The sequence below is a fragment of the Segatella copri genome, assembly GCF_949820605.1.
Classification (GTDB): Bacteria; Bacteroidota; Bacteroidia; order Bacteroidales; family Bacteroidaceae; genus Prevotella.
Genome location: NZ_CATKVU010000006.1, coordinates 1,387,588 through 1,408,700 on the forward strand (window position 1 = coordinate 1,387,588; position 21,113 = coordinate 1,408,700).

At 44.9% G+C, this 21,113-nt stretch carries 16 protein-coding genes; 3 read left to right on the top strand and 13 right to left on the bottom strand.

The annotated features are described in order from the left end of the window. Positions 1-6: 6 nt before the first annotated feature. Positions 7-132, top strand: a complete 126-nt coding sequence (locus RCO84_RS06960) for a hypothetical protein (protein WP_259297321.1) — start codon at positions 7-9, stop codon at positions 130-132. 986 nt (positions 133-1,118) lie between these two features. Further along, the gene (locus RCO84_RS06965) at positions 1,119-2,282 is read left to right on the top strand and encodes a DegT/DnrJ/EryC1/StrS family aminotransferase (protein WP_317584482.1); all 1,164 of its coding nucleotides are present in this window, start codon (positions 1,119-1,121) and stop codon (positions 2,280-2,282) included. Here the strand turns inward: RCO84_RS06965 and RCO84_RS06970 are convergent. The 13 genes from RCO84_RS06970 to RCO84_RS07030 all read right to left on the bottom strand — a co-directional run bounded on the left by RCO84_RS06970 (position 2,279) and on the right by RCO84_RS07030 (position 18,326). Next, a complete protein-coding gene (locus RCO84_RS06970; RefSeq protein ID WP_287829126.1) occupies positions 2,279-3,004 on the bottom strand; it encodes a hypothetical protein in 726 nt (241 codons plus the stop codon). The two genes, RCO84_RS06965 and RCO84_RS06970, sit on opposite strands and share 4 nt — an antisense overlap. Then, positions 2,985-3,800, bottom strand: a complete 816-nt coding sequence (locus RCO84_RS06975; RefSeq protein WP_317584483.1) for a metallophosphoesterase family protein — start codon at positions 3,798-3,800, stop codon at positions 2,985-2,987. The genes RCO84_RS06970 and RCO84_RS06975 overlap by 20 nt, the downstream gene beginning before the upstream one ends. Positions 3,801-3,845: 45 nt before the next feature. Further along, complete coding sequence (locus RCO84_RS06980) at positions 3,846-4,559, bottom strand: tetratricopeptide repeat protein (protein ID WP_317584484.1); 714 nt, start codon at positions 4,557-4,559, stop codon at positions 3,846-3,848. A gap of 202 nt (positions 4,560-4,761) precedes the next feature. Further along, the gene (gene leuB / locus RCO84_RS06985; RefSeq protein ID WP_317584485.1) at positions 4,762-5,823 is read right to left on the bottom strand and encodes a 3-isopropylmalate dehydrogenase; all 1,062 of its coding nucleotides are present in this window, start codon (positions 5,821-5,823) and stop codon (positions 4,762-4,764) included. Positions 5,824-5,933: 110 nt separating this feature from the next. Continuing rightward, positions 5,934-7,532, bottom strand: coding sequence for an alpha-isopropylmalate synthase regulatory domain-containing protein (locus tag RCO84_RS06990; RefSeq protein ID WP_317584486.1), 1,599 nt, complete (start codon positions 7,530-7,532; stop codon positions 5,934-5,936). Positions 7,533-7,534: 2 nt separating this feature from the next. Then, the gene (leuD, locus tag RCO84_RS06995) at positions 7,535-8,125 is read right to left on the bottom strand and encodes a 3-isopropylmalate dehydratase small subunit (protein WP_006846819.1); all 591 of its coding nucleotides are present in this window, start codon (positions 8,123-8,125) and stop codon (positions 7,535-7,537) included. A 50-nt stretch (positions 8,126-8,175) separates the two neighbouring features. Next, positions 8,176-9,570 (bottom strand): 3-isopropylmalate dehydratase large subunit, encoded by a 1,395-nt coding sequence (leuC, locus tag RCO84_RS07000; protein ID WP_317584487.1) that lies wholly within the window; start codon positions 9,568-9,570, stop codon positions 8,176-8,178. Between the two features lie 25 nt (positions 9,571-9,595). Further along, the gene (locus RCO84_RS07005; protein WP_200757576.1) at positions 9,596-11,098 is read right to left on the bottom strand and encodes a 2-isopropylmalate synthase; all 1,503 of its coding nucleotides are present in this window, start codon (positions 11,096-11,098) and stop codon (positions 9,596-9,598) included. 458 nt (positions 11,099-11,556) lie between these two features. Further along, complete coding sequence (gene dnaB / locus RCO84_RS07010; protein WP_022120959.1) at positions 11,557-13,056, bottom strand: replicative DNA helicase; 1,500 nt, start codon at positions 13,054-13,056, stop codon at positions 11,557-11,559. Between the two features lie 2 nt (positions 13,057-13,058). After that, positions 13,059-15,479: a hypothetical protein gene (locus tag RCO84_RS07015; protein ID WP_317584489.1), complete on the bottom strand. Its 2,421-nt coding sequence runs from the start codon at positions 15,477-15,479 to the stop codon at positions 13,059-13,061. A 58-nt stretch (positions 15,480-15,537) separates the two neighbouring features. Then, positions 15,538-16,449, bottom strand: coding sequence for an ABC transporter substrate-binding protein (locus RCO84_RS07020; protein ID WP_144151434.1), 912 nt, complete (start codon positions 16,447-16,449; stop codon positions 15,538-15,540). 21 nt (positions 16,450-16,470) lie between these two features. After that, positions 16,471-17,652 (bottom strand): class I SAM-dependent rRNA methyltransferase, encoded by a 1,182-nt coding sequence (locus RCO84_RS07025; RefSeq protein WP_317584491.1) that lies wholly within the window; start codon positions 17,650-17,652, stop codon positions 16,471-16,473. A gap of 56 nt (positions 17,653-17,708) precedes the next feature. Next, the gene (locus tag RCO84_RS07030) at positions 17,709-18,326 is read right to left on the bottom strand and encodes a 3'-5' exonuclease (RefSeq protein WP_186292203.1); all 618 of its coding nucleotides are present in this window, start codon (positions 18,324-18,326) and stop codon (positions 17,709-17,711) included. A 113-nt stretch (positions 18,327-18,439) separates the two neighbouring features. Here RCO84_RS07030 and RCO84_RS07035 point away from each other — a divergent pair, with 113 nt between their 5' ends. After that, positions 18,440-21,067 carry an FtsK/SpoIIIE family DNA translocase gene (locus RCO84_RS07035; protein WP_317584493.1) on the top strand — a complete coding sequence of 876 codons (2,628 nt, stop codon included), beginning with the start codon at positions 18,440-18,442 and terminating at the stop codon, positions 21,065-21,067. The last annotated feature ends 46 nt before the right edge of the window (positions 21,068-21,113 follow it).

Consider the following 21,113-nt stretch of genomic DNA (forward strand, 5'->3'; position numbering starts at 1 on the left):
ATAAAAATGAAGGTAACAGGTCTGACTCTGTTTGCTCCTGATGTAACTTCTATCTCCATAGCTTGTTTGATCTTAAAGGAGTTAACACTTGTAATTCGCATCGTAAGCCAGTGGATTACGGGGCGTAAGTAACTAACTTTCGCATCGCAAGTAACTGACTTTCGCATCGTAAGCAACTAACTTTCACATCGTAAGTAACCAGCTTCAGTATGACGGATGACACTGGTGACAGTGATTTCTGAAGATTTACTCTCGCGCGGGCAGGCAGGAACTTTCGGCCTGATTTTTCCTGCCTGCCCGCGTGCGAGGCGAAATGTTGAAAAACTAGTGTCATCGTGTCACCCTGTCACCGTGAACACTGAGCTGAGAATGCGCTGTATAGCTCTCTTGCTATGGGCATAATCTCTCCTCTCTCCGCCTCCGTTGGCTTTCGGAAGTAGAGATCCGTACATTACTGTTTTTGTCGCGACGCCTCCAAAGTAGGTAATAAGGTTCTAATCTGTGTCACACGGTGCAAAGATACAAAAAATAGAATAAATGAGAGTTCCCATAGTGGGAACTCTTAAATAATAATTATTGGTTTTTAGAATCTTTTAAACGATAAGGACTGAAAAATAAATTCGATTCTCGAAAGTTGCAGAAGAAATTGGTGCGAACTGTATGGTTGAAACAGGCCAAAGGGCTCAGTTGGGTAATTTCAACCGTACAAATCAAAAGATTTTAGACATCGAACGCTGTGAAAGGGAAAAAGACGGTTTCGTGACATTTTTTCCATTTTACAGCTTTTTATTTAGCATTATTTATATAAAAATCTATTTTCTCGTACAAATAGAAAAGACTCCGCAAAGGGTTTTAGAACTTTTTTTTAAGTTGATGGCAATTTTGTTGCCATTTTATTTTTTTGTTTCATTTTTTTTTAGTACCTTTGCAAACGTTATCCTGAATACAATCTTTTTACCTTAAAGAAAACTAATACCTATTGAATGTAGAGCAGTTGTCTGAGAAGATAGCTGCTCTTGTCTTTTTTATAGCTCCCCATATAATAAATACCGCAAAACATCCGTTTTTATTTATAGAAACAAGTCTTATCACTTGTATAAATCATCACAGAAGAAACAATGGAAACAGAAGTTAAGAAGATTCCTTATCTCGACCTGAAGGCTATCAATGAGCCTTACGAGAAGGAGATAAAGGATGCTATCAACAAGGTGGTCAACAGCGGATGGTATCTGCAAGGCGAAGCCGTAAAAAGGTTTGAGAAATCGTATGCACAGTTTATCGGTACAGAATACTGCATCAGCTGCGCTAACGGGACGGATGCGCTCAAACTGATGCTGATGGGCGAACTGGCTATCGGAAAGTTGCAGAAAGGTGATGAGGTGATTGTGCCTGCCAACACTTATTTCGCTACCGTACTTGCCATCAGCAGCGTAGGACTGACACCTGTATTGGTGGATGCCAATATCGATACATTACAGATAGATGACCAACTGATAGAAGCCCGAATCACACCGAAGACCAAAGCCATCATGATTGTTCATCTCTATGGCAAACTGGCATGGACTCCGAAGATTGCTGAAATCTGCAAGAAGCATCATCTCTTGCTTTTCGAAGACAATGCGCAGGGATTCGGATGCTCCACTACTCTATCTGATTCTTCTGAAAAACCATCGAAAAGAAGATATACCGGAAATCTTTCGGATGCTGCCGCCCACAGTTTTTATCCTAGCAAGAATCTGGGAGCATTGGGAGATGCGGGAGCTGTAACTACCAATAACAGGGAATTGGCGGAAGCCATTATGTCACTACACGAATATGGAAAGATAGAAGACGGCATCTTCAGATACCAGGGCGTCAACTCGCGCATGGATGAGATTCAGGCTGCGGTACTGAATGTGAAACTGCAATATCCTGAGAACGAACAGAAAGCGAGATACAGACAGGTACAGCTATACCTGGAGCATCTGGATGACAGCATCAGGGACAGATGTATCGCTGCGAAACTCATCTCTCCTGCTCATGAAAATGTTTTCCACGTCTTCCCTTTCCTTACCCCGAAACGAGACCAACTGAAAGCTTTCCTGGCTGAGAATGGGGTCGGCACAAAGATTCATTACTTCCGCCCACCCTATCTGCAGCCATGCTATCCGGAAATGAATCATCTGGAATTTCCGATAGCCAAGAGAATAGCTGACGAAGAACTGAGTCTGCCTTGCAACTCATCGCTCAACGATGAAGATATCATCAGAGTAAGCAAACTCATCAACCAGTTCTTGGTTTAAAGGTACTGCACCTTGGCACCGATAGAGAGGCCGAAGACATCCCAGAAACCGGCATTGCCATTACGGTAGAAACGCATAAAGTAGATATCCGTTGTACCCAACTCATAGAAAAACGTGATACTCTTGATACGCTTACGTTTATTGTGCGGAATATCATACTTAAACCGCTCACCCAAGGCTATATTAGGACGGATGCGGGTAGAAAACGGATAGTAGCCGCTTTCATACTTGGTAGGCTGCTTTGTCCAGAAATCATGTCCGAACACCGTATTGAAATACAGGCTGCACTCCAGCGGTTCAAACCACCAGCCCTTACCGATATTGCGACGCCAAGGAATGAAATTCTCCTTGAGCGTCATAGTTAACTTCTCATCGTCAGAACTGAACTTCGGGATGTAGCCAAACAAGAGCTGCGTTTCCCACTGGCGGCGCTTACCATATTCCCATCCGATACCCAGCGAAATGATACCCATATTGCCACAGGTCTGAATGATGCCACTAGTAGGTATCAGCAAATCCCAATGCTTACGGTAGCGCATGACGCGGCGGTCATATCGGGTCAGTTTGCCATCCGCCAACACCAGAGTATCATGAACGATACTATCCTTCTGTTCCAACTCCTCACTTTTCCCGGTAACCTCACCGGCAGCATGAACCTGTACAGAACCTGCAGCAAACAAAGCTCCCAGAATAAATATATGCTTAAAACTCAATAACTTCATAACGATAACCTTTTGGAGTAATGGTGAATATATAGTATTGATGCTTAGCGGCATTGGCCACCTGATAATAGATGGTGCCATCGCCATAAATATCTTCTTGCTTGGTATGATGACCATGACCGCAAAGGCAGAACATCAAACCTGGGAACTGATGCGTATAAAAATTGAAGACCTTAGCTACATTATTATTAAACTGCTCTGAATAAGGGGCAGCATGCATACAGACAATGGTACGCGAAAAGTCATCTGCATCTGCCTTAACCTGCTCTTCCATGAAATCGAAATTAGGTACAGGGCGGGAATAGTCAAACTCTATGGCATTGGTATTGAGACAGACAAACTTTACCTTACCGGCGATGAAACTGAAATCCGGATTACCAAAGATTTTCTGATAAGACTGGTTACCTGTTCCCAAACAGTCATGATTACCCAGCAGAGCCACGAAAGGTATCTTCAACTTCTGAAGATGGTCACGGGTCCACTGAAACTCACGGGTAGCACCAAAGTCGGTAAGGTCTCCACAATGAATCACGAAATCGAGGGAATCACTGCGGCGATTGATATCATTAACCTCACTCTTCAAATCATCCAACCACTGGTGTGAATCGCTGATCATAGCAAAACGGATTGTATCTTTCGATTTTACTGCAGCCTCAATTTTCTGAATATTGGTAACATTCAGATTTCTATCGCCGTTGATTTGCACATCATACGGATGAACATCGAAGACGGTATCGCAGGATGCCACCATACAGAGACAACAGACTGCCAGGATATAGGGAATAATTTTATGCATTTTTGTCTTATTAATCTTTAAAACTCCTTTTTATAACTCAAAATACTACTTTTTCTTCTTTTTCAACCTTGCATAGAAACCTTGCAACCTGCCCGGCTGGCAACCGGCATCGAGCAGTTTCTTCAAATCACGATAGGCTTCGTCTTTTCTTCCAAGCAGAATCAGGATGTCTACATGATTGAAAGCAAAATCCTCATTACCGGCATCCAACTCCATCGCCTTGGCGTAATCAAACTCTGCCAGCTCAAGCATACCCCTCTCCTTCTCCATGCCACCTCTTGCAGCATAAGCCATCGCACTGTCAGGGTATTGCTCTATCAGACTGTTAATGCCATCGTAAGCCTCGGTATAATGCTTATCTTTCTCATTGAGCAAAGCCAGACCGAGTTGCGCCTGAAAGTTGCCAGGAACAAGTACCAGAAGATTCTGATAATCGAGACGCGCAAAGTTATAACGGAGCAACTTCTCATTGACAAAGGCACGATAGAACAAACCGGCGATATTGGTATTGTTCAGAAAGAGTACCTTATCAAGATCATCCTTGGCATATTGCCACTGCTCCAACTGGATATTCCAAGCAGCCTTTTTCAGTCGCAGATCGATACTGTCTGGATGATATGCAAGCACTTCTGTAGCCTTGGAGAGTGAATCGCGCAAGGTTTTATTCTGAGCAGCACATGGCTTGTCGGCATCTACGTTCTGCGCAGATACAGACAAAGAAACCGTCGATGCCAATAATAATGTATAAAAACTTTTCATGGTGCAAAGTTAAGAAGACTTTTGCAAACTGCCAAATAAAAAACTATAAAACTTATTTGAGTTTACAAAAAGAACTAAATTTCAGAAAGACAGGACAACCAACAAGAAAAGCCTTAAGAGAAAGAAACACTCCTCTTAAGGCATTTATCAAGAAAGCATCTGGATAGAAAATTCACCCAGCGCCGAAAAATCCATTTACAGATTAAGCATTCTTAATCCAGTTAACGATCCATGCGCCAACCTCAGTTGTGCCATAGTGAGCACCACCCTCAACCTGAATTTCAGGTGTGCGGACATTGGCATCGAGAGAAGCATCTACAGCCTTGCGAATCAAGGCACCCTCCTCGTTCAAACCGAAGTGCTCCAACAACATAGCTGCAGAAAGAATCTGAGCTACCGGGTTAGCCAGGTTCTTGCCAGCTGCCTGTGGCCATGAACCATGAACAGGCTCGAACAATGGTGTGTGCTCACCGAGAGAGCTGGATGGCTGCAAGCCCATAGAACCGGTGATGCAAGAAGTCTCATCGGTCAGGATATCACCGAAGGTATTCTCTGTAACGATAACATCGAAGAATGTAGGCTCAGTCAATACGCGCATAGAAGCGTTGTCGATGAACATATAATCGGTGTTTACCTCAGGATACTGTGGCTCCATCTCCTTGGCAATCTGACGCCAGAGACGAGAAGATGCCAATACGTTTGCCTTATCTACTACTGTCAAGTGCTTGTTGCGCTTCATGGCAAACTCGAAAGCTACCTTCAGGATGCGCTCAATCTCAGGACGGGTATAGATATCTGTATCGTATGCCTTATCGTTATCCTGATACTTCTCACCGAAGTACATACCGCCAGTTAACTCGCGGATAACTACGAAGTCAGCACCCTTCAGGAGTTCATCCTTCAATGGTGACTTGTGGAGCAGGCAATCGAATGTAGCTACTGGGCGAACATTGGCGAAGAGGCCCAACTTCTTACGCATAGCGAGCAAGCCCTGCTCAGGACGAACCTTGGCTGTAGGGTTGTTGTCGAAACGTGGGTCACCAACGGCTGCGAAGAGTACAGCATCAGCATCCATACAAGTCTTGAAGGTCTCCTCTGGGAATGGATCACCTACCTCGTCGATAGCGTGAGCGCCGCAGATAGCCTCGCTGTAAGTAAACTCGTGGTTGAACTTCTCTGCAATGGCCTGCATAACTGCTACGCCCTGCTTCATAATCTCTGGTCCGATACCATCACCGGCGAGAACTGCAATGTTTAATTTCATCTTATTTGATTTTTTAATTGTTTAATTGTTTATAACCTTCGGAGATAATTCTGTAATCTTCGGAGATATTTTCATAATCTTCGGAGATAATTTCGTAATCTTCGGAGATATTATTCCATATCCAGATTTCGAGGCGAAACAGCCTGTTCGTCGCTCTTATCTGCCTCGTACATATTAATCATCTTCAGCGTTGCCTTGATAGCTGCTTCTGTCTGGTCGGCATCCAAGCCTCGGGTACGCCAGATACGGTCACCTTCACGCCAGGTGATGACTGTCTGAACGAGGGCATCGGTACGGCCACCAGGTGGGATAGTTACCTGATAGTTGTCGAGCTTAGGGAAGGTCTTGCCGAGCTTCACCTTGTAGATATTGCGGAGGGCTTTCACGAAAGCATCATACTGACCATCACCGGAGCTCTGGTCTTCATACTCCTTGCCATCGATTTCTACCTTTACACTGGCTATAGGCTTCAAACCGTATGAGGTTGATACCATGTAACTTACCAGTTTCACCTTATCCTCTGGAGCTCCATGCTTCAACACATCACTCACGATGTATGGCAGGTCGTCCTGGGTTACCAGTTCCTTGCGGTCACCGAGTTCTGTGATTCGCTTGGTCACCGCCTTGGTCTGCTCAGGCGTCAGTTCCAATCCCAGTTCATTGAGGTTCTGCACGATATTCGCCTTGCCAGAGTTCTTACCCAACGCATACTCACGATGTCTGCCGAAACGCTCAGGTACCAGGTCGTTGCAATAAAGCTTGTCCTTGTTGTCACCATCGGCATGCACACCAGCTACCTGGGTAAAGACGTTGTCTCCTACTACCGGAGTATTCGGAGCCACGGCAATGCCACTATATCCTTCAACCAATCGGGAAATATCGTTCAGACGGTCTTCCTTAATATTGGTCTTTGCCTCGAACATATCTTTCAGAATCACCTGAACACTTGCCAATGGTGCATTGCCACAACGCTCACCCAGACCATTCACGGTAACGTGAAGACCCTTGGCGCCGCTCAATACGGCAGCCAGCGAGTTGCTCACAGCCAGATCGTAGTCGTTATGGGCATGGAAGTCGAAGTGAGAATTCGGATAACGGCGCACCATCTGGCGCATATATTCCACACACTGCAATGGGTTCAGAATACCCAAAGTATCAGGAAGCAGGAAGCGCTTGATAGGCAGTTTTACCAACTCATCCATCATCATGAAGAGATAGTCACGGCTGTCGCGCATACCGCTCGACCAGTCCTCCAAGTAGAGATTCACGGTGAATCCCTTGCTCAAAGCATAGTCGATGGTCTGCCTGATATGAGCGAGATGCTCCTCAGGCGACATCTTGAGTTGCTGTGTGCAATGCTTGTAGCTACCCTTAGCCAAGAGGTTGATGACATGACCGCCGCATTCAGCAATCCAATCCACACTCTTGTTGTTATCCACGAATCCCAATACCTCAACGGAATCCAGTTTACCTATAGTCTTAGCATAACGGCAAATTCGAGCGACAGCATCCTTTTCACCTTCTGACACACGCGCTGAAGCCACCTCAATGCGATCTACATTGATGTCGTGCAACAGCATTCTTGCTATCATCAACTTCTCGTGAGGAAGGAAACTGACACCATTGGTCTGCTCGCCGTCGCGCAGCGTGCAGTCCATGATCTCAATCTCCTTGATGCGGGAATTATCTCTCTTTGCGTTAACGTTCATAATTACTTGTTTTTAGCTTCCCAAGCCTCAACCTTGTCGCGGTTCTGAACGAGGAAGTCTACATCGTCCAAACCATTCTCCAAACAGTGTTTCTTGTAGCCGTTGATTTCGAAGTGCTCGCTCTTGCCGGTAGCAAGATTGGTCACGGTCTGATTAGGAAGATCTACCTTCACCTCTGTCTTGTGATCCTTGTCGATGCTCTCGAAGAGTTCTTTCAGGAATTCCTCGCTTACTACTACTGGCAATACGAGGTTATTCAATTCGTTGTTCTTGTGGATATCAGCAAAGAAAGAGCTGATGACTACACGGAAGCCTGCACCTGCGATAGCCCAGGCAGCGTGCTCACGGGAAGAACCGGAACCGAAGTTTTTGCCAGCTACGAGGATGACACCACTGTAAGATGGGTCGTTCATCACGAAGTCTGGCTTTGGAGTTCCGTCGGCATTGTAGCGCCAGTCGCGGAAGAGGTTGTCGCCCATACCCTCCTTATCGATGGCCTTGAGGAAACGGGCTGGGATGATCTGGTCTGTATCTACATTCTCCAAAGGAAGAGGAATGCAGCTTGATGTAATTACATTGAATTTCTGTTTCATAACTGTACTTATCAATTGTACATTATTAATTGTACATTATTAATTTAAAATTACATAAACTCTCTTGGGTTGGTAATCTTACCAGTGATAGCGGCAGCAGCAGCTACGTATGGACTGGCAAGGATGGTGCGGGAACCTGGTCCCTGACGACCCTCGAAGTTACGGTTGGATGTACTTACAGAGTACTTGCCTGCAGGAATCTTATCATCGTTCATTGCCAGGCAGGCAGAGCATCCAGGCTGACGGATTTCGAAGCCGGCAGCCTCAACAATCTTATCAATTCCCTCTTCACGTATTTGTTTATCAACCAACCATGAGCCTGGTACAAGCCAAGCAGTTACGCCATCTGCCTTCTTTTTTCCTTTAACAAGAGAAGCGAAAGCACGGAAGTCTTCAATACGGCCATTGGTACATGCGCCCAAGAATACATAATCGATAGGATGACCCTCGAGTTTCTCACCTGGCTGGAAGCCCATGTAGTTGAGGCTCTTCTTGAAACCAGCCTGCTCTTCCTCCGGAATCTCATCGAGCGTTGGGATGCTTTCGGTGATGCCGATACCCATACCTGGGTTGGTACCGTAGGTGATGCGTGGTTCGATATCCTTTGCCTCGAAAGTCAACTCCTTGTCGAAGACTGCATCATCACCACTCTTCAAGGTCTTCCAGTAAGCCACAGCCTTGTCCCAGTCTTCACCCTTAGGTGCATATTCACGACCCTTGATGTACTCGAATGTTGTCTCATCAGGAGCTACGAAACCACCACGGGCACCCATCTCGATAGAGAGATTACAGAGGGTAAGACGACCTTCCATAGACATATCCTTCACTACATCGCCACTGTACTCAACGAAGTAACCGGTAGCACCTGAAGTAGTGAGCTGGCTCATCAGATAGAGAGCAACGTCCTTGGCAGTAACGCCCTTGCTGAGCTTACCGTTGATGCTGATACGCATAGACTTTGGCTTACTCTGGAGAATACACTGTGAAGCCATCACCATCTCGACCTCAGAAGTACCGATACCGAAAGCTACGGCACCCATTGCACCATGAGTAGAAGTATGAGAGTCGCCGCAGACGATGGTCATACCAGGAAGAGAAAGACCCTTCTCTGGACCTACTACGTGGATGATACCATTATCTTTTGTGTTCATGGCAAAGTGAGTTACGCCGAAATCAGCGGTGTTCTTTGCCAAGGTATCTACCTGCTTCTTTGAGATAGGATCCTCGATTGGCTTATCCTGATCGTGAGTAGGAGTATTGTGGTCAGGCATACAGAAAATCTGGTCTGGACGGAACATCTTGAGTCCGCGTGCTCGCATACCAGCGAATGCCTGAGGTGATGTTACTTCGTGACAGTAGAGACGGTCGATGTAAAGCTGTGTAGGACCGTCCGGAACAATCTGGACAACGTGCTTGTCCCAAATCTTGTCGAATAATGTATTCATAATATCTCTTGTTATATATATATGTTTATCTAATCTTAAACTTGTTGATACAATCGATGTAAGCCTCAACAGAAGCCGTAACGATGTCGGTATCTGCACCGAAGCCATAATATACATGACCATCGTATTCCACCTGCATGTGAACCTTGCCCACATCATCAGAGCCCTTGTCGATAGCCTGGATGGTGAACTCCTTGAGGTTCATCTCCTTGGTGATGACCTTCTTGAGAGCATTGATAGCAGCATCTACCGGACCGTTACCAGATGATGCAGCCTCAAACTTCTGACCTGCAATATCAAGACCGATACTTGCCACGCTCTTCACGCCCTTACCTGTAGTAACCTGCAACCAGTCGAGCTGAACACCATGCTTATCAGCAGAATCAGCACCGGCAAGCATCAAAACATCCTCATCGGTAACTTCCTTCTTCTTGTCAGCCAGTTGGAGGAACTTCTTGTAAATCTTGTCGAGTTTCTCCTCATCATTAATCTCTACACCATTGACATGGAGACGGTACTTCAATGCAGCACGACCAGAACGGGCTGTCAATACGATAGCATTGTCATCCAATCCCACTTCCTTAGGATCAATGATTTCGTAAGTCTGAACATTCTTCAAGACACCATCCTGATGGATACCGGAAGAATGAGCAAATGCATTGCGACCCACGATAGCCTTGTTTGGCTGGACAGGCATATTCATCAGGCTGCTCACCATGCGTGAGGTAGGAATAATCTTGGTGGTATTGATGTTGGTATCAATATTGATATGCTTGTGACACTTCAGAATCATGGCAATCTCTTCGAGCGAAGTATTACCTGCACGCTCACCGATACCATTGATGGTAACCTCAACCTGACGTGCACCATTCAAAACACCCTGCAGGGTATTGGCAGTAGCCATACCGAGGTCGTTATGACAGTGGGTAGAAAGGCGTGCCTTGTCAATGCCATCAACATGCTCCATGAGATACTTGATTTTGTCACCATATTCATCAGGCAGACAATAACCTGTAGTATCAGGAATGTTCACTACAGTAGCACCCGCCTTGACAACAGCCTCTACGACACGAGCCAGATACTCATTATCGGTACGGCCTGCATCCTCAGCATAGAACTCAACGTCCTCAACATACTTTTTAGCATACTTGACAGCAGCTACAGCACGTTCGATGATTTCCTCGCGGGTAGAATTGAACTTATACTTGATATGACTGTCGCTGGTACCGATACCGGTATGGATTCTCTTATGCTTGGCATACTGCAAAGCCTCAGCAGCACAATCAATATCTTTTTCTACGGCACGGGTAAGTGCACAAATAGTAGGCCAGGTTACAGCCTTAGAGATTTCTACCACTGAATTGAAGTCGCCCGGACTTGATATTGGAAATCCAGCCTCAATTACATCCACGCCCAACTGCTCCAGTTGCTTTGCCACCTGAATCTTCTCAACTGTGTTCAACTGACATCCCGGAACCTGTTCGCCATCGCGGAGGGTCGTGTCGAAAATGTATAATCTGTCACTCATATCATTAAAATTTTAAATTTACACCTTATTATATATATAAGAGCTACACATTCAGAACGCACTACGTTTATATAGCAATCCGTGCAGAAGCATCAGATAAAGTAAAAAGCCTTCCCCCACTCCATAGACGGAAGTGTAGAAAGGCTTTTAATATCTTATGCGATGAACTATACGCACACCTTATCACTTCCGCCCACAAACTGCAGTCGAAGTCGAATAATAATGCTTGTAATGTTCAACAATGTTGTTCTCATATCTATCTTATTATGTTATATTCTTAAATTCGCATGCAAAGGTAACACTTTTATTTGATACTAGCAAACAATTTATAACTTTTTTAATAGAAATGATAACAAATTCCTATAATCTTATGGATTTTTTACCTAAAAACGTTAATCCTGTGCAAGAATTTGGCGAAAAAGCCAGTTTTTGAGTGAAAAAAATGACAAACTCTAACCTTAGAAAGGCAGATTCTCTGCAGGCGGCGGTGGTAGCGGACTACCATCCTGCCCTCCGCCATTCATCCTAGAGCCTACAATCTCACCACCTTCTTCGACAGGTGCTGCTGCAGCATCCTGCGGATCCTGGAATCGGGTAAATTCTCCACGGAAGTTCAGGAGAACATCTCCAACAGAGCCCTTACGGTGCTTGGCAATGATAATCTGTGCCATACCATGAAGGTCATTACCCTTTTCATCCTGATAGATGTGATAATATTCCGGGCGGTGAACGAAAAGAACCATATCGGCATCCTGCTCGATGGCACCGGATTCACGGAGGTCACTCAACTGAGGTCGCTTTCCTTCCAAACCCTCACGGTTCTCTACATTACGGGAGAGCTGCGAAAGAGCAAGCACAGGAATATTCAGCTCTTTGGCAATACCTTTGAGCGAACGGGAGATGGTAGATACCTCCTCCTGACGGCTGCCAAACTTCATACCATTGGCATTCATCAGCTGGAGATAGTCAATCATCAACAGTTTAACACCCTTTTCCCTTACCAGTCGGCGCGCCTTGGTACGGAGTTCGAAAACAGAAAGACCAGGCGTATCATCAATATAAATAGGTGCACCTGTAAGTTTTCTCAGTTTTTTATCCAACCGTTCCCATTCTGGCTGTTCCAATTGTCCGTTCAGTATTTTTTTACCCGAAATCTCGCAAACATTCGAGATGAGTCGGTTCACCAACTGAACGTTATTCATTTCCAGAGAGAAGAATCCGATAGGCACATCATAATCTACCGCCACATTCTTGGCAATACTCAATGCAAAGGAAGTCTTACCCATGGCAGGACGACCGGCGATAATCACAAGGTCGGACGGTTGCCAACCTGATGTCATATCATCCAACCCACGATAACCTGTAGGAATACCGGTAAGACCACCCGAGTTCTGAGCAGCGCGCTGCAAGATGGCAACGGCCTCCTTTACAACCGGATCAATCTGTGTATAATCCTGCTTCATATTGTTCTGCGAAAGCTGGAAGAGTTCACCTTCAGCTTTCTGCATCAGTTCATCCACATCCACACCTTCTTCATACGCCATCGTCTCGATGTCGCCGGCATAATGAATCAGCTGGCGCTGCATATATTTCTGCGCCAGGATACGGGCATGCGACTCTACATGGGCAGCCGAAGCCATGCCTGCAGAAATATCCATGAGATATTGTGCTCCTCCCACCTTATCCAGTTCGCCAGTCTTGGCTAACTGATCGGCAAGAGTCATGATGTCCACAGGCCGTTCCTCCATGTTCATCACCTGGATAGCCTGATATATTCTCTTATGACGCGGGTCATAAAAAGTATCCGGCTTGAGCAACTCCGACACCACCGAAAAAGCATCAGAATCTATCATCAAGGCACCCAGTACCGCCTGCTCCACATTCACAGCCTGCGGCTGCAAATGGGCGTAGGTTGGATCTATCTGTACCTTATTCTTATTTTTATTATTCTCCGCCATCTTTATTGTTTTTTCCTTTCCTCGAAAACTTTTTTTGTTATAAATTCCAATTCTATAGGCGCAATACCACGATCATCGAGCCAATCTCCCATCTCGAGCAGACCGAATGCATCTATATCTTCCTTAGGGGAAAAAGCTGCATGACCAGATGCTTCATCCAAAAATCTGATAGCTGCAGTTCCTCCCTTTTTCACGAGAACGCAGAGTCCATAATAGAAAAATTTCATAGCCTCCCATTTGTGGTCTTGTGGCTTGGAAACTCTGTTCACCATCGCAGATAACATTTTCATGAACATGCGTTTCTTATCATCCTTATCCATATCTGTCATGTCAGAATTCAACATTTCCCTGATTTCATTATCATCACTATTTTGCAGATAAGGTTCTATTAAAGCCATTGCATGGTCAATGTTTTTATCGCCTTCCGATTCTGTAAAGAGCAAAGAGAAAGCCAGTCTGCATTCAACCTGTTCTTCCTTAGGATACTGTTCATCCATCTGGAAAGCCCATTCCAAAGCCTCTTTATAATGATGGAATTTCAATAAGAGATCGGTCTTTTTCAGCTTGAGCTTAAATTGCTTACTCTCATCTGCTTCTTCTTTAATCAGGCAATTCAATGATATTAAAGCCGCCGGGTCTTTTATCTCCTCTTCTATTTCTAATTTCAACTCCGTGGCAGCCTTATAAGTTGGGCTTGTATTCTTAATCACATAGAGATGTTCAAGCGCTTCATCATATTTTTCCTCCGATTTGTATGCCAATGCAAGCATCATATGCTCTTCGTCGGTATATTTTTCCAGATTACGCAAAATCTTGCTAACAAAGGCATAGTCACCTCTTTTAGCAGAGAAACGGGCCAGCGACAGGCGATACTTGTCATATTCCGGTTTAGCAAACAGTCCCGTAGTAAAGAAAGGAATCTCCTTCTGCACTTCGAAAGGATTATCAAATGCCTTCCTCATTGGAGAGAGAGTATAGAATCGGTAGAGGTCCTGCACATAGCGATGACGAACCCTGATTGCACGTTTCTTCTTTTCCTCTTCTGAGAGATTCTCTTCATGTTCCATTACCGAATCAAGCAGTGTGACATTTTCAGAATCCTTTGCTTCTGTAGAATCAGTCTCATCCTCTACTGGCTCTTCGGTATTCTGCTCTTTTTCCACCTCATCTTCTTCGTCATAAAAAACAGGACCAGACACCATATTTTCCGGGGTAACATCCAATGATTCAATAAATTCCTTAGATGTATTATTCAATGAAAGAATGATGCTATACAGATCGGTATCACACATAGAGGCGCCTCTCAAGAGATTGTTGATGAAATTGCGATGCTGTTTCATCGTAGCCCGAACATTCTTGAGCGTAGAATTACGGACATAGAAAGGAACAAACCAATTATAGAGTGAATGGAAATGACCGAAGCTCTTCTGGTTGGCAAACTGATGATAATAGACATCAACTCCTATATCTTCTGAATTCAACATATAGTCGAAGGCTCCCTTAAGGGCATCATCAGGATTCTCCCCATCTGCTGAGAAGCAATTAAGTCCCAATTCACCCGTTTGGTCTATCTTTTCGGCCAAATCCTGAGTAAAAGAAGTGAACATGGTCTTCACCACGGAATGCATCATCTCCTTGCTATCCTTTTTACTTGTAAGACATAGACGCATCTGGCGTTGGAGATCAACACAGGCTGCCAAAAATTCATCATCCATGATCAAGCCAGCAGCAGAATCCCAATATTTCTGTTTTTCACCCGAATTGGTTATTGCACAGAAAACGAAACCCACCAAAGCTCGCTGGCGAACACTGCAAGTACTGTCGTCAGACTTGATTAAGCGCATCAAGACTGCAAGTCTAGGGGCATCCATGAATACAGAGCATGACAATGAAACAGCCGAAACTATCATATTGATGGTGTATGGATCGACCAAATCGGAAGCGATGATATCAAGAATATTCTTGACAAAATCCTCATCCCATTCATCAGTTGTCAAAATATAAGAAAACACCATATTGCGATAGGCATTAAGCTGCTCTTGTATCTTTTGTCTTTCCTCGTCTATCTGTTCTTCAGACAAGTCTACCCTCAAATTTAGCATAGCTTCATCTGTAGCAAATTTTTCAAAGGTTTCCTGTACCTCATCAAAACTTGTAAGATTCTGAGCTCTTTTGCAAAGTGCAACAAATGTAGACTCATTAGCCAAAATCCATTCGTGGCGCATTTTACTATAGAGCGTGTCTATATCCATATCCAAATCTGAAGCAAGATCATAAAGTTCCCGATGTTTAAGTTTGCCATCTATATAATCATGATATAAAGCATCATATCTTTGTTCAATTTCCGCTATTCCAGGCAGACATGGCTCCAAACCCACTTCCTGGTCAATTATCTTGCGAATTGCCTCTATTCTGGATATCATAGTGACATTTTCATGCGAAAACTTTGTCCAGCTAAAATCTTCTCTTTTCATAAGCCGCTTATTTTTGTGCTACAGCCAGGTCACGACGTCTTGGTTCCATAGCATGTTCATATTTAAGTTTTGGAAGATTACTGATGGTTTTAGCATCGGCACCCGTATATTTTGTGATGATACTTGCATAATGCTGTACCCCACGACTGTTTATGCTATCAACAGCAATATTATACGCCTTGATAAACTTGGCAACTTGGTCTTTACGGCGCGGCTCTGAAAGTATTTTCTTGCGGAAAGCAACAACACCTAACTGCAAGTTCTTATCTCTGCTGTCAAAGAGTTTTACATGCTGTTCAAGTCGGGCTTTGGTAGCTTGAGGTTCTGGCAGCAACATGGCATCCATCTCGTTGTTAAGCAACATACGCAGACGGATGTTCAAATCGTTGATTTGAACCTTATAAGCATCATATTTAGGCTTACCGCTATCGATTGCTAAAGTAGCCAGATAATCAGTTGCAGAGTAGCGGGTCATTGCCACCATCTTATCTGACAGTTGTTTCAGTTCGGATATACGCGAACGCTTATTGGTGATAAACTGCCAATAGAGATTGGTAGAAATAGGGTACGTCAAAGCAGTACCCCGTTTCTCTATATGATGTGCACGAATCAGATCGGTCACGGCTCCCTCTACGCGCTTGCGCTCGATAGCAGTATCACAATCCATTTGTGCAGTATATCTACGCAAATGTACGTCTACACCTTGCTGCTCGAAGATACTGTCATCACATGCCAGAAAGATTGGCAGGCAGTCCATTGTTGGCATCACCGCAATCTTCAGCGCAGCACGGTCTAGGCTATCCAATCTAGCCTTTTCCTTCTTGCTCAAGCGATGACGTTCTGCTTCCGACTTGCCACATCCTGCAAATCCTATAGCCAGCAAGAGCATCAAGGCTGTAAACGTTTTGAACTTATTCATTATCTATCCTTTAATCATTTGTTATTCTACATAGAGAACCAATCCCTTCAAATATTCACCTTCAGGATGATAAATATTGATAGGATGGTCGGCAGGCTGGTGCAACTGGTGCAAGATGCGAACCTTTCTTCCAGCCTGCGCTGCAGCAGTAAACACAGCATTGCGGAACTGATCCTTCGTAACCACCTGAGAGCAACTGAAGGTAAAAAGGATGCCGCCCTTCTTAATACGCTGCAAGCCCTTTACGTTCAGGCGGGTATAGCCCTTCAACGCATTGCGCAAAGCCGCACGGTGCTTGGCAAAAGCAGGAGGATCAAGAACAATCAGATCATACTGCTGGTCATGTTCATCAAGATACTTGAAGGCATCTTCGCAGAATGCCTCATGGCGTGCATCTCCAGGGAAATTGAGCGCAATATTCTCATTGGTCAATTCTATCGCCTTGGCACTGCTGTCTACGGAGTGAACAGCCTTAGCCTCGCCTCTCATCGCATAAACAGAAAAACCGCCGGTATAGCAGAACATGTTGAGCACGCTCTTACCCTTGGCATAATGCTCGAGAAGCGAACGGTTCTCACGCTGATCTACGAAGAAACCCGTTTTCTGACCACGCAACCAGTCGATATGGAATTTCAGTCCATTCTCTACAGCAACATCGTCAGCATCACCTCCCAGTATAAAGCCATTTTCCTGTCTGAGGTCAGCCTTATATGGTAAGGTTGTCTCACTCTTATAGTAGATATTCTCCAGTGCTTCGCCCATCACCTTCTTCAAGGCTTTGGCTATCTCCATGCGGCAAACATGCATACCCACACTGTGAGCCTGCATGACAGCAGTAGGACCATAGCAGTCGATAACAAGTCCCGGCAAGTTATCACCCTCACCATGAACCAAGCGATAAGTAGTATTGGATGAATTACCGGCAATACCCAAAGCGAGTCTCATTTTATATGCCGAATCCAATCTGGCACACCAGTACTCCTCATCAATCTCAATATCTCTAAAAGAAAGAACACGTACAGCGATAGAACCGATCTGATAATGACCTATAGCAATGAATTCACCACTACGGGTAAACACTCTCACAATGTCGCCCTCCTCTATGTCCTCATCCATTGCCTGGATAGCACCCGAGAAGATCCATGGATGAAAACGCTTGAGCGATTCTTCCTTACCTTTCTTTAAATATACGCTTTTATACATATTTTAATATATGAAGTTTCTTACGATTATCAATTTCTATTCCTTACCACCTTATATCATGCCCTGAGTTCATCGAGCTCGTAATCGCCTGTAGCGGACAAACGCTTGAATTCCTCATACAGATTAATGCAGCACCAGGCATCTGTAGCTGCATAGAGAGCCTGCGATTCCTTCAAATCGCTAGCCTCCCAATTGCTCAACCGTTGCGCCTTGCTGATTTTCTGGTGAAACAGGTTAGCATACAGTTTCTGCAGACTCATGTCTGCGATACCAAAGTTCTTTGCAACATCCTGCAACTCGATAAAGTAGCCAGCCTTAAAAGCAGCTCGCTTATGGAGCTGCAGCAAGTCATCGTGCCAGGAAAGTCCTACTTTTGGCACGGTGGTATCTTCGAGCAAGCGAATGATGGCAGGAGTCATGCCCGTATGATGCAGGCGGAAGAGATAACAAGTATCATGTGTACTCACCTGCAACAACGAAACATGGTAAGCCTGACCACGCTTGAATGATGGACGCGTTTCTGTATCCACACCCAGTATATAATGGCTAAGTAGGTCATTAACAGCCGTTTCTGTATCTTCAGGCTTGTCAACGACTACGATTTTGCCAGGAAACAAAACTCTTGGCAAATTCGTGATTGCCGCCTTGTCGAAACTAGTGAAAATAATCTTCATTATGCTTTTTATTCTTTACAAGTTGCAAAATTAGAAAAAAAAGATGAGAAAAAGAATTGTTTTCTCAATTATTTTCGCTAATTTTGCAGATAAATTATTCAAAAATATATAAAATGGCTAAAAAAAGAACTGAAAAAAAGACCAAAACCTTTAGCGAAGCTATTGGTTTACAGTATATTTTCAACAATACTATCACCGACTTTTTCATAGGATTAGCCTTGGTAGTCATTGCTGTGGTTATCATCATCGCTATGATCTCCTTTCTCAACACAGGAGCCAATGACCAGAGTTTGCTCGAAAATCTTAAGCCGGGCGAATGGACCAACACGGAAAAACAGTTTCAGAACTACTGCGGATCCTGGGGAGCCATTGTATCCTATTGGCTCATTGCCATCAATTTCGGATTTCCAGCCTTCATGCTCCCATTCTTTGTTATTATGGTAGGATTGCAGATGATGCATGCCTACAAGCTGAACCTGTGGAAATGGTTCTTCTGCATGATTGTGGTCATGCTATGGATGTCGGTAACCTTTGCCAAGTTCATCGCACCTATCATGCCAAGCCTCATATTCAATCCGGGCGGAAAGCACGGACTCTTTGTCGTGCAGAATCTAGAGAACATCATGGGTCCTCCAGGACTTACGGCCATTCTTTTCTTCGTGGCGGTAGCATTCCTCACCTATCTCACCACTGAAACCATTACGGTAATCAGAAAAGCACTCAACCCTATCGGTTATATATCAAATAAGGTGAAATTTGAGATTACTAACCATGGAAAGAACAGGAAAGATACGGAAGCTATCGACGAGGCATACGCCAACGCAGCATATGGTGCTGGCACAGAGGATGAGAAAGAAGAATATAAGGAAGAAGAACCTGCCAAAGTCATCGACCTGAATCTGGATCCGGACCAGACTTTCGCAAACCCAGACATACCTTCTACGTCTGTTGAGCCAGAGGCAGACAGACAGGAAGCTACAGGAACAGAAAGTGATACAGAAAAAGATGAAACCATCGCTATAGCCAACGGCACGCAGAACAAGAATATGTCACTCATTGCACGTCAGCGCGAATTCCGTACAAAACGGGCTGAACAGGAAGCATTGGAAAAGCAAGCTGCCGAGGCTGCTGCAGCTTCTGAGCATATAGGTATGGACATCTCTGTAGCCACAGCCGACGAGAAGGCTACAGGCAACACCTTGAGCAATGCAGAAGTACTGAATACTCCGATCAATCCGAAGGAGCCGTTCACCAGATATAAATATCCGGTACTCAACCTTCTGAAGAAGTATGAGGATGACGGCGTATCCATCGATGAGGAAGAGCAGCGCGCCAACAAAAACCGCATCATCGAGGTGCTGGGCAACTTTGGCGTACAGATCAAAACCATCCGTGCTACGGTTGGTCCTACCATCACACTCTACGAAATCCAGCCTGCAGAAGGCGTACGTATCTCTAAGATCAAGAATCTGGAAGATGACATCGCCTTGAGTCTGGCAGCTCTCGGCATCCGTATCATCGCTCCTATCCCAGGTAAGGGAACCATCGGTATTGAGGTACCTAACGCAAAGGCGAACATCGTTAGTATGGAAAGTACTTTAAACTCAAAGAAATTCCAAGAAACCAAGATGGAGTTACCTATCGCTTTGGGTAAGACCATTACCAACGAAGTGTTTATGGTTGATTTGGCAAAGATTCCTCACCTGCTTGTTGCGGGTGCTACCGGACAGGGTAAATCTGTAGGTTTGAATGCCATCATCACCTCTTTATTATACAAGAAACATCCAAACGAACTCAAACTGGTTCTCATCGACCCTAAGAAGGTAGAGTTCAGCGTCTACTCCCGTATTGCCAATAAGTTTATGGCTGCGGTTCCTGACGAGGAAGAACCTATCATAACCGATGTAACCAAGGTGGTTAGAACCCTGAACAGTCTGTGTGTACTGATGGATAGCCGTTACGACTTGCTCAAAAAGGCAGGAGCCCGTAACATAAAAGAATACAACCAGAAGTATATCAACCACAAGTTGAAGTTGACTGATGGACATGAGTATATGCCATACATCGTGGTGATTATAGATGAGTTCGGTGATCTGATCATGACAGCCGGCAAGGAAGTAGAACTTCCTATCGCCCGTATCGCCCAGCTGGCACGTGCCGTGGGTATCCACATGATTATTGCCACCCAGCGTCCTACAACCAGCATCATCACGGGTAATATCAAGGCTAACTTCCCTGGCCGTATCGCCTTTAAGGTTACATCTGCCATCGACTCAAAGACCATTCTTGACCGTACAGGAGCCAACCAGCTGATTGGTCGTGGTGATATGCTCTATCTCTGCGGCAACGAACCTGTACGTGTACAGTGCGCCTTTGTTGATACACCTGAAATCGAGCGCATCAACGAGTATATCTGCGAACAGCCTGGTCCTATCGAACCTATGGAGTTGCCAGAACCAGCTAATGATGAAGGAAGCGCAGGTGGAAGCGGCAGCATCAGTGCCCGCGAACTGGATCCGTTCTTCGAAGAGGCAGCCCATGCGATTGTTCTTTCGCAGCAGGGTTCTACCAGCATGATCCAGCGCCGGTTCAGTATCGGCTATAACCGTGCAGGACGACTGATGGACCAGATGGAAGCTGCAGGCATTGTAGGTGCAGCACAGGGCAGCAAGCCTCGTGAGGTACTGATACAGGATGAAAACCAGCTTAATAATCTGTTAATGGCACTTCGAAACTCTTAATTTTAGTAAAGAACTAAGGGTATGAAAGAAGATAATATTGGAAAAG

What these genes read in the sequence shown, in the direction of transcription:
- RCO84_RS06960 (WP_259297321.1), top strand. Translation starts at nt 7, where the DNA reads ATGAAGGTAACAGGTCTGACTCTGTTTGCTCCTGATGTAACTTCTATC.
- RCO84_RS06965 (WP_317584482.1), top strand. Translation starts at nt 1,119, where the DNA reads ATGGAAACAGAAGTTAAGAAGATTCCTTATCTCGACCTGAAGGCTATC.
- RCO84_RS06970 (WP_287829126.1), bottom strand. Translation starts at nt 3,004, where the DNA reads ATGAAGTTATTGAGTTTTAAGCATATATTTATTCTGGGAGCTTTGTTT.
- RCO84_RS06975 (WP_317584483.1), bottom strand. Translation starts at nt 3,800, where the DNA reads ATGCATAAAATTATTCCCTATATCCTGGCAGTCTGTTGTCTCTGTATG.
- RCO84_RS06980 (WP_317584484.1), bottom strand. Translation starts at nt 4,559, where the DNA reads ATGAAAAGTTTTTATACATTATTATTGGCATCGACGGTTTCTTTGTCT.
- leuB (WP_317584485.1), bottom strand. Translation starts at nt 5,823, where the DNA reads ATGAAATTAAACATTGCAGTTCTCGCCGGTGATGGTATCGGACCAGAG.
- RCO84_RS06990 (WP_317584486.1), bottom strand. Translation starts at nt 7,532, where the DNA reads ATGAACGTTAACGCAAAGAGAGATAATTCCCGCATCAAGGAGATTGAG.
- leuD (WP_006846819.1), bottom strand. Translation starts at nt 8,125, where the DNA reads ATGAAACAGAAATTCAATGTAATTACATCAAGCTGCATTCCTCTTCCT.
- leuC (WP_317584487.1), bottom strand. Translation starts at nt 9,570, where the DNA reads ATGAATACATTATTCGACAAGATTTGGGACAAGCACGTTGTCCAGATT.
- RCO84_RS07005 (WP_200757576.1), bottom strand. Translation starts at nt 11,098, where the DNA reads ATGAGTGACAGATTATACATTTTCGACACGACCCTCCGCGATGGCGAA.
- dnaB (WP_022120959.1), bottom strand. Translation starts at nt 13,056, where the DNA reads ATGGCGGAGAATAATAAAAATAAGAATAAGGTACAGATAGATCCAACC.
- RCO84_RS07015 (WP_317584489.1), bottom strand. Translation starts at nt 15,479, where the DNA reads ATGATATCCAGAATAGAGGCAATTCGCAAGATAATTGACCAGGAAGTG.
- RCO84_RS07020 (WP_144151434.1), bottom strand. Translation starts at nt 16,449, where the DNA reads ATGAATAAGTTCAAAACGTTTACAGCCTTGATGCTCTTGCTGGCTATA.
- RCO84_RS07025 (WP_317584491.1), bottom strand. Translation starts at nt 17,652, where the DNA reads ATGTATAAAAGCGTATATTTAAAGAAAGGTAAGGAAGAATCGCTCAAG.
- RCO84_RS07030 (WP_186292203.1), bottom strand. Translation starts at nt 18,326, where the DNA reads ATGAAGATTATTTTCACTAGTTTCGACAAGGCGGCAATCACGAATTTG.
- RCO84_RS07035 (WP_317584493.1), top strand. Translation starts at nt 18,440, where the DNA reads ATGGCTAAAAAAAGAACTGAAAAAAAGACCAAAACCTTTAGCGAAGCT.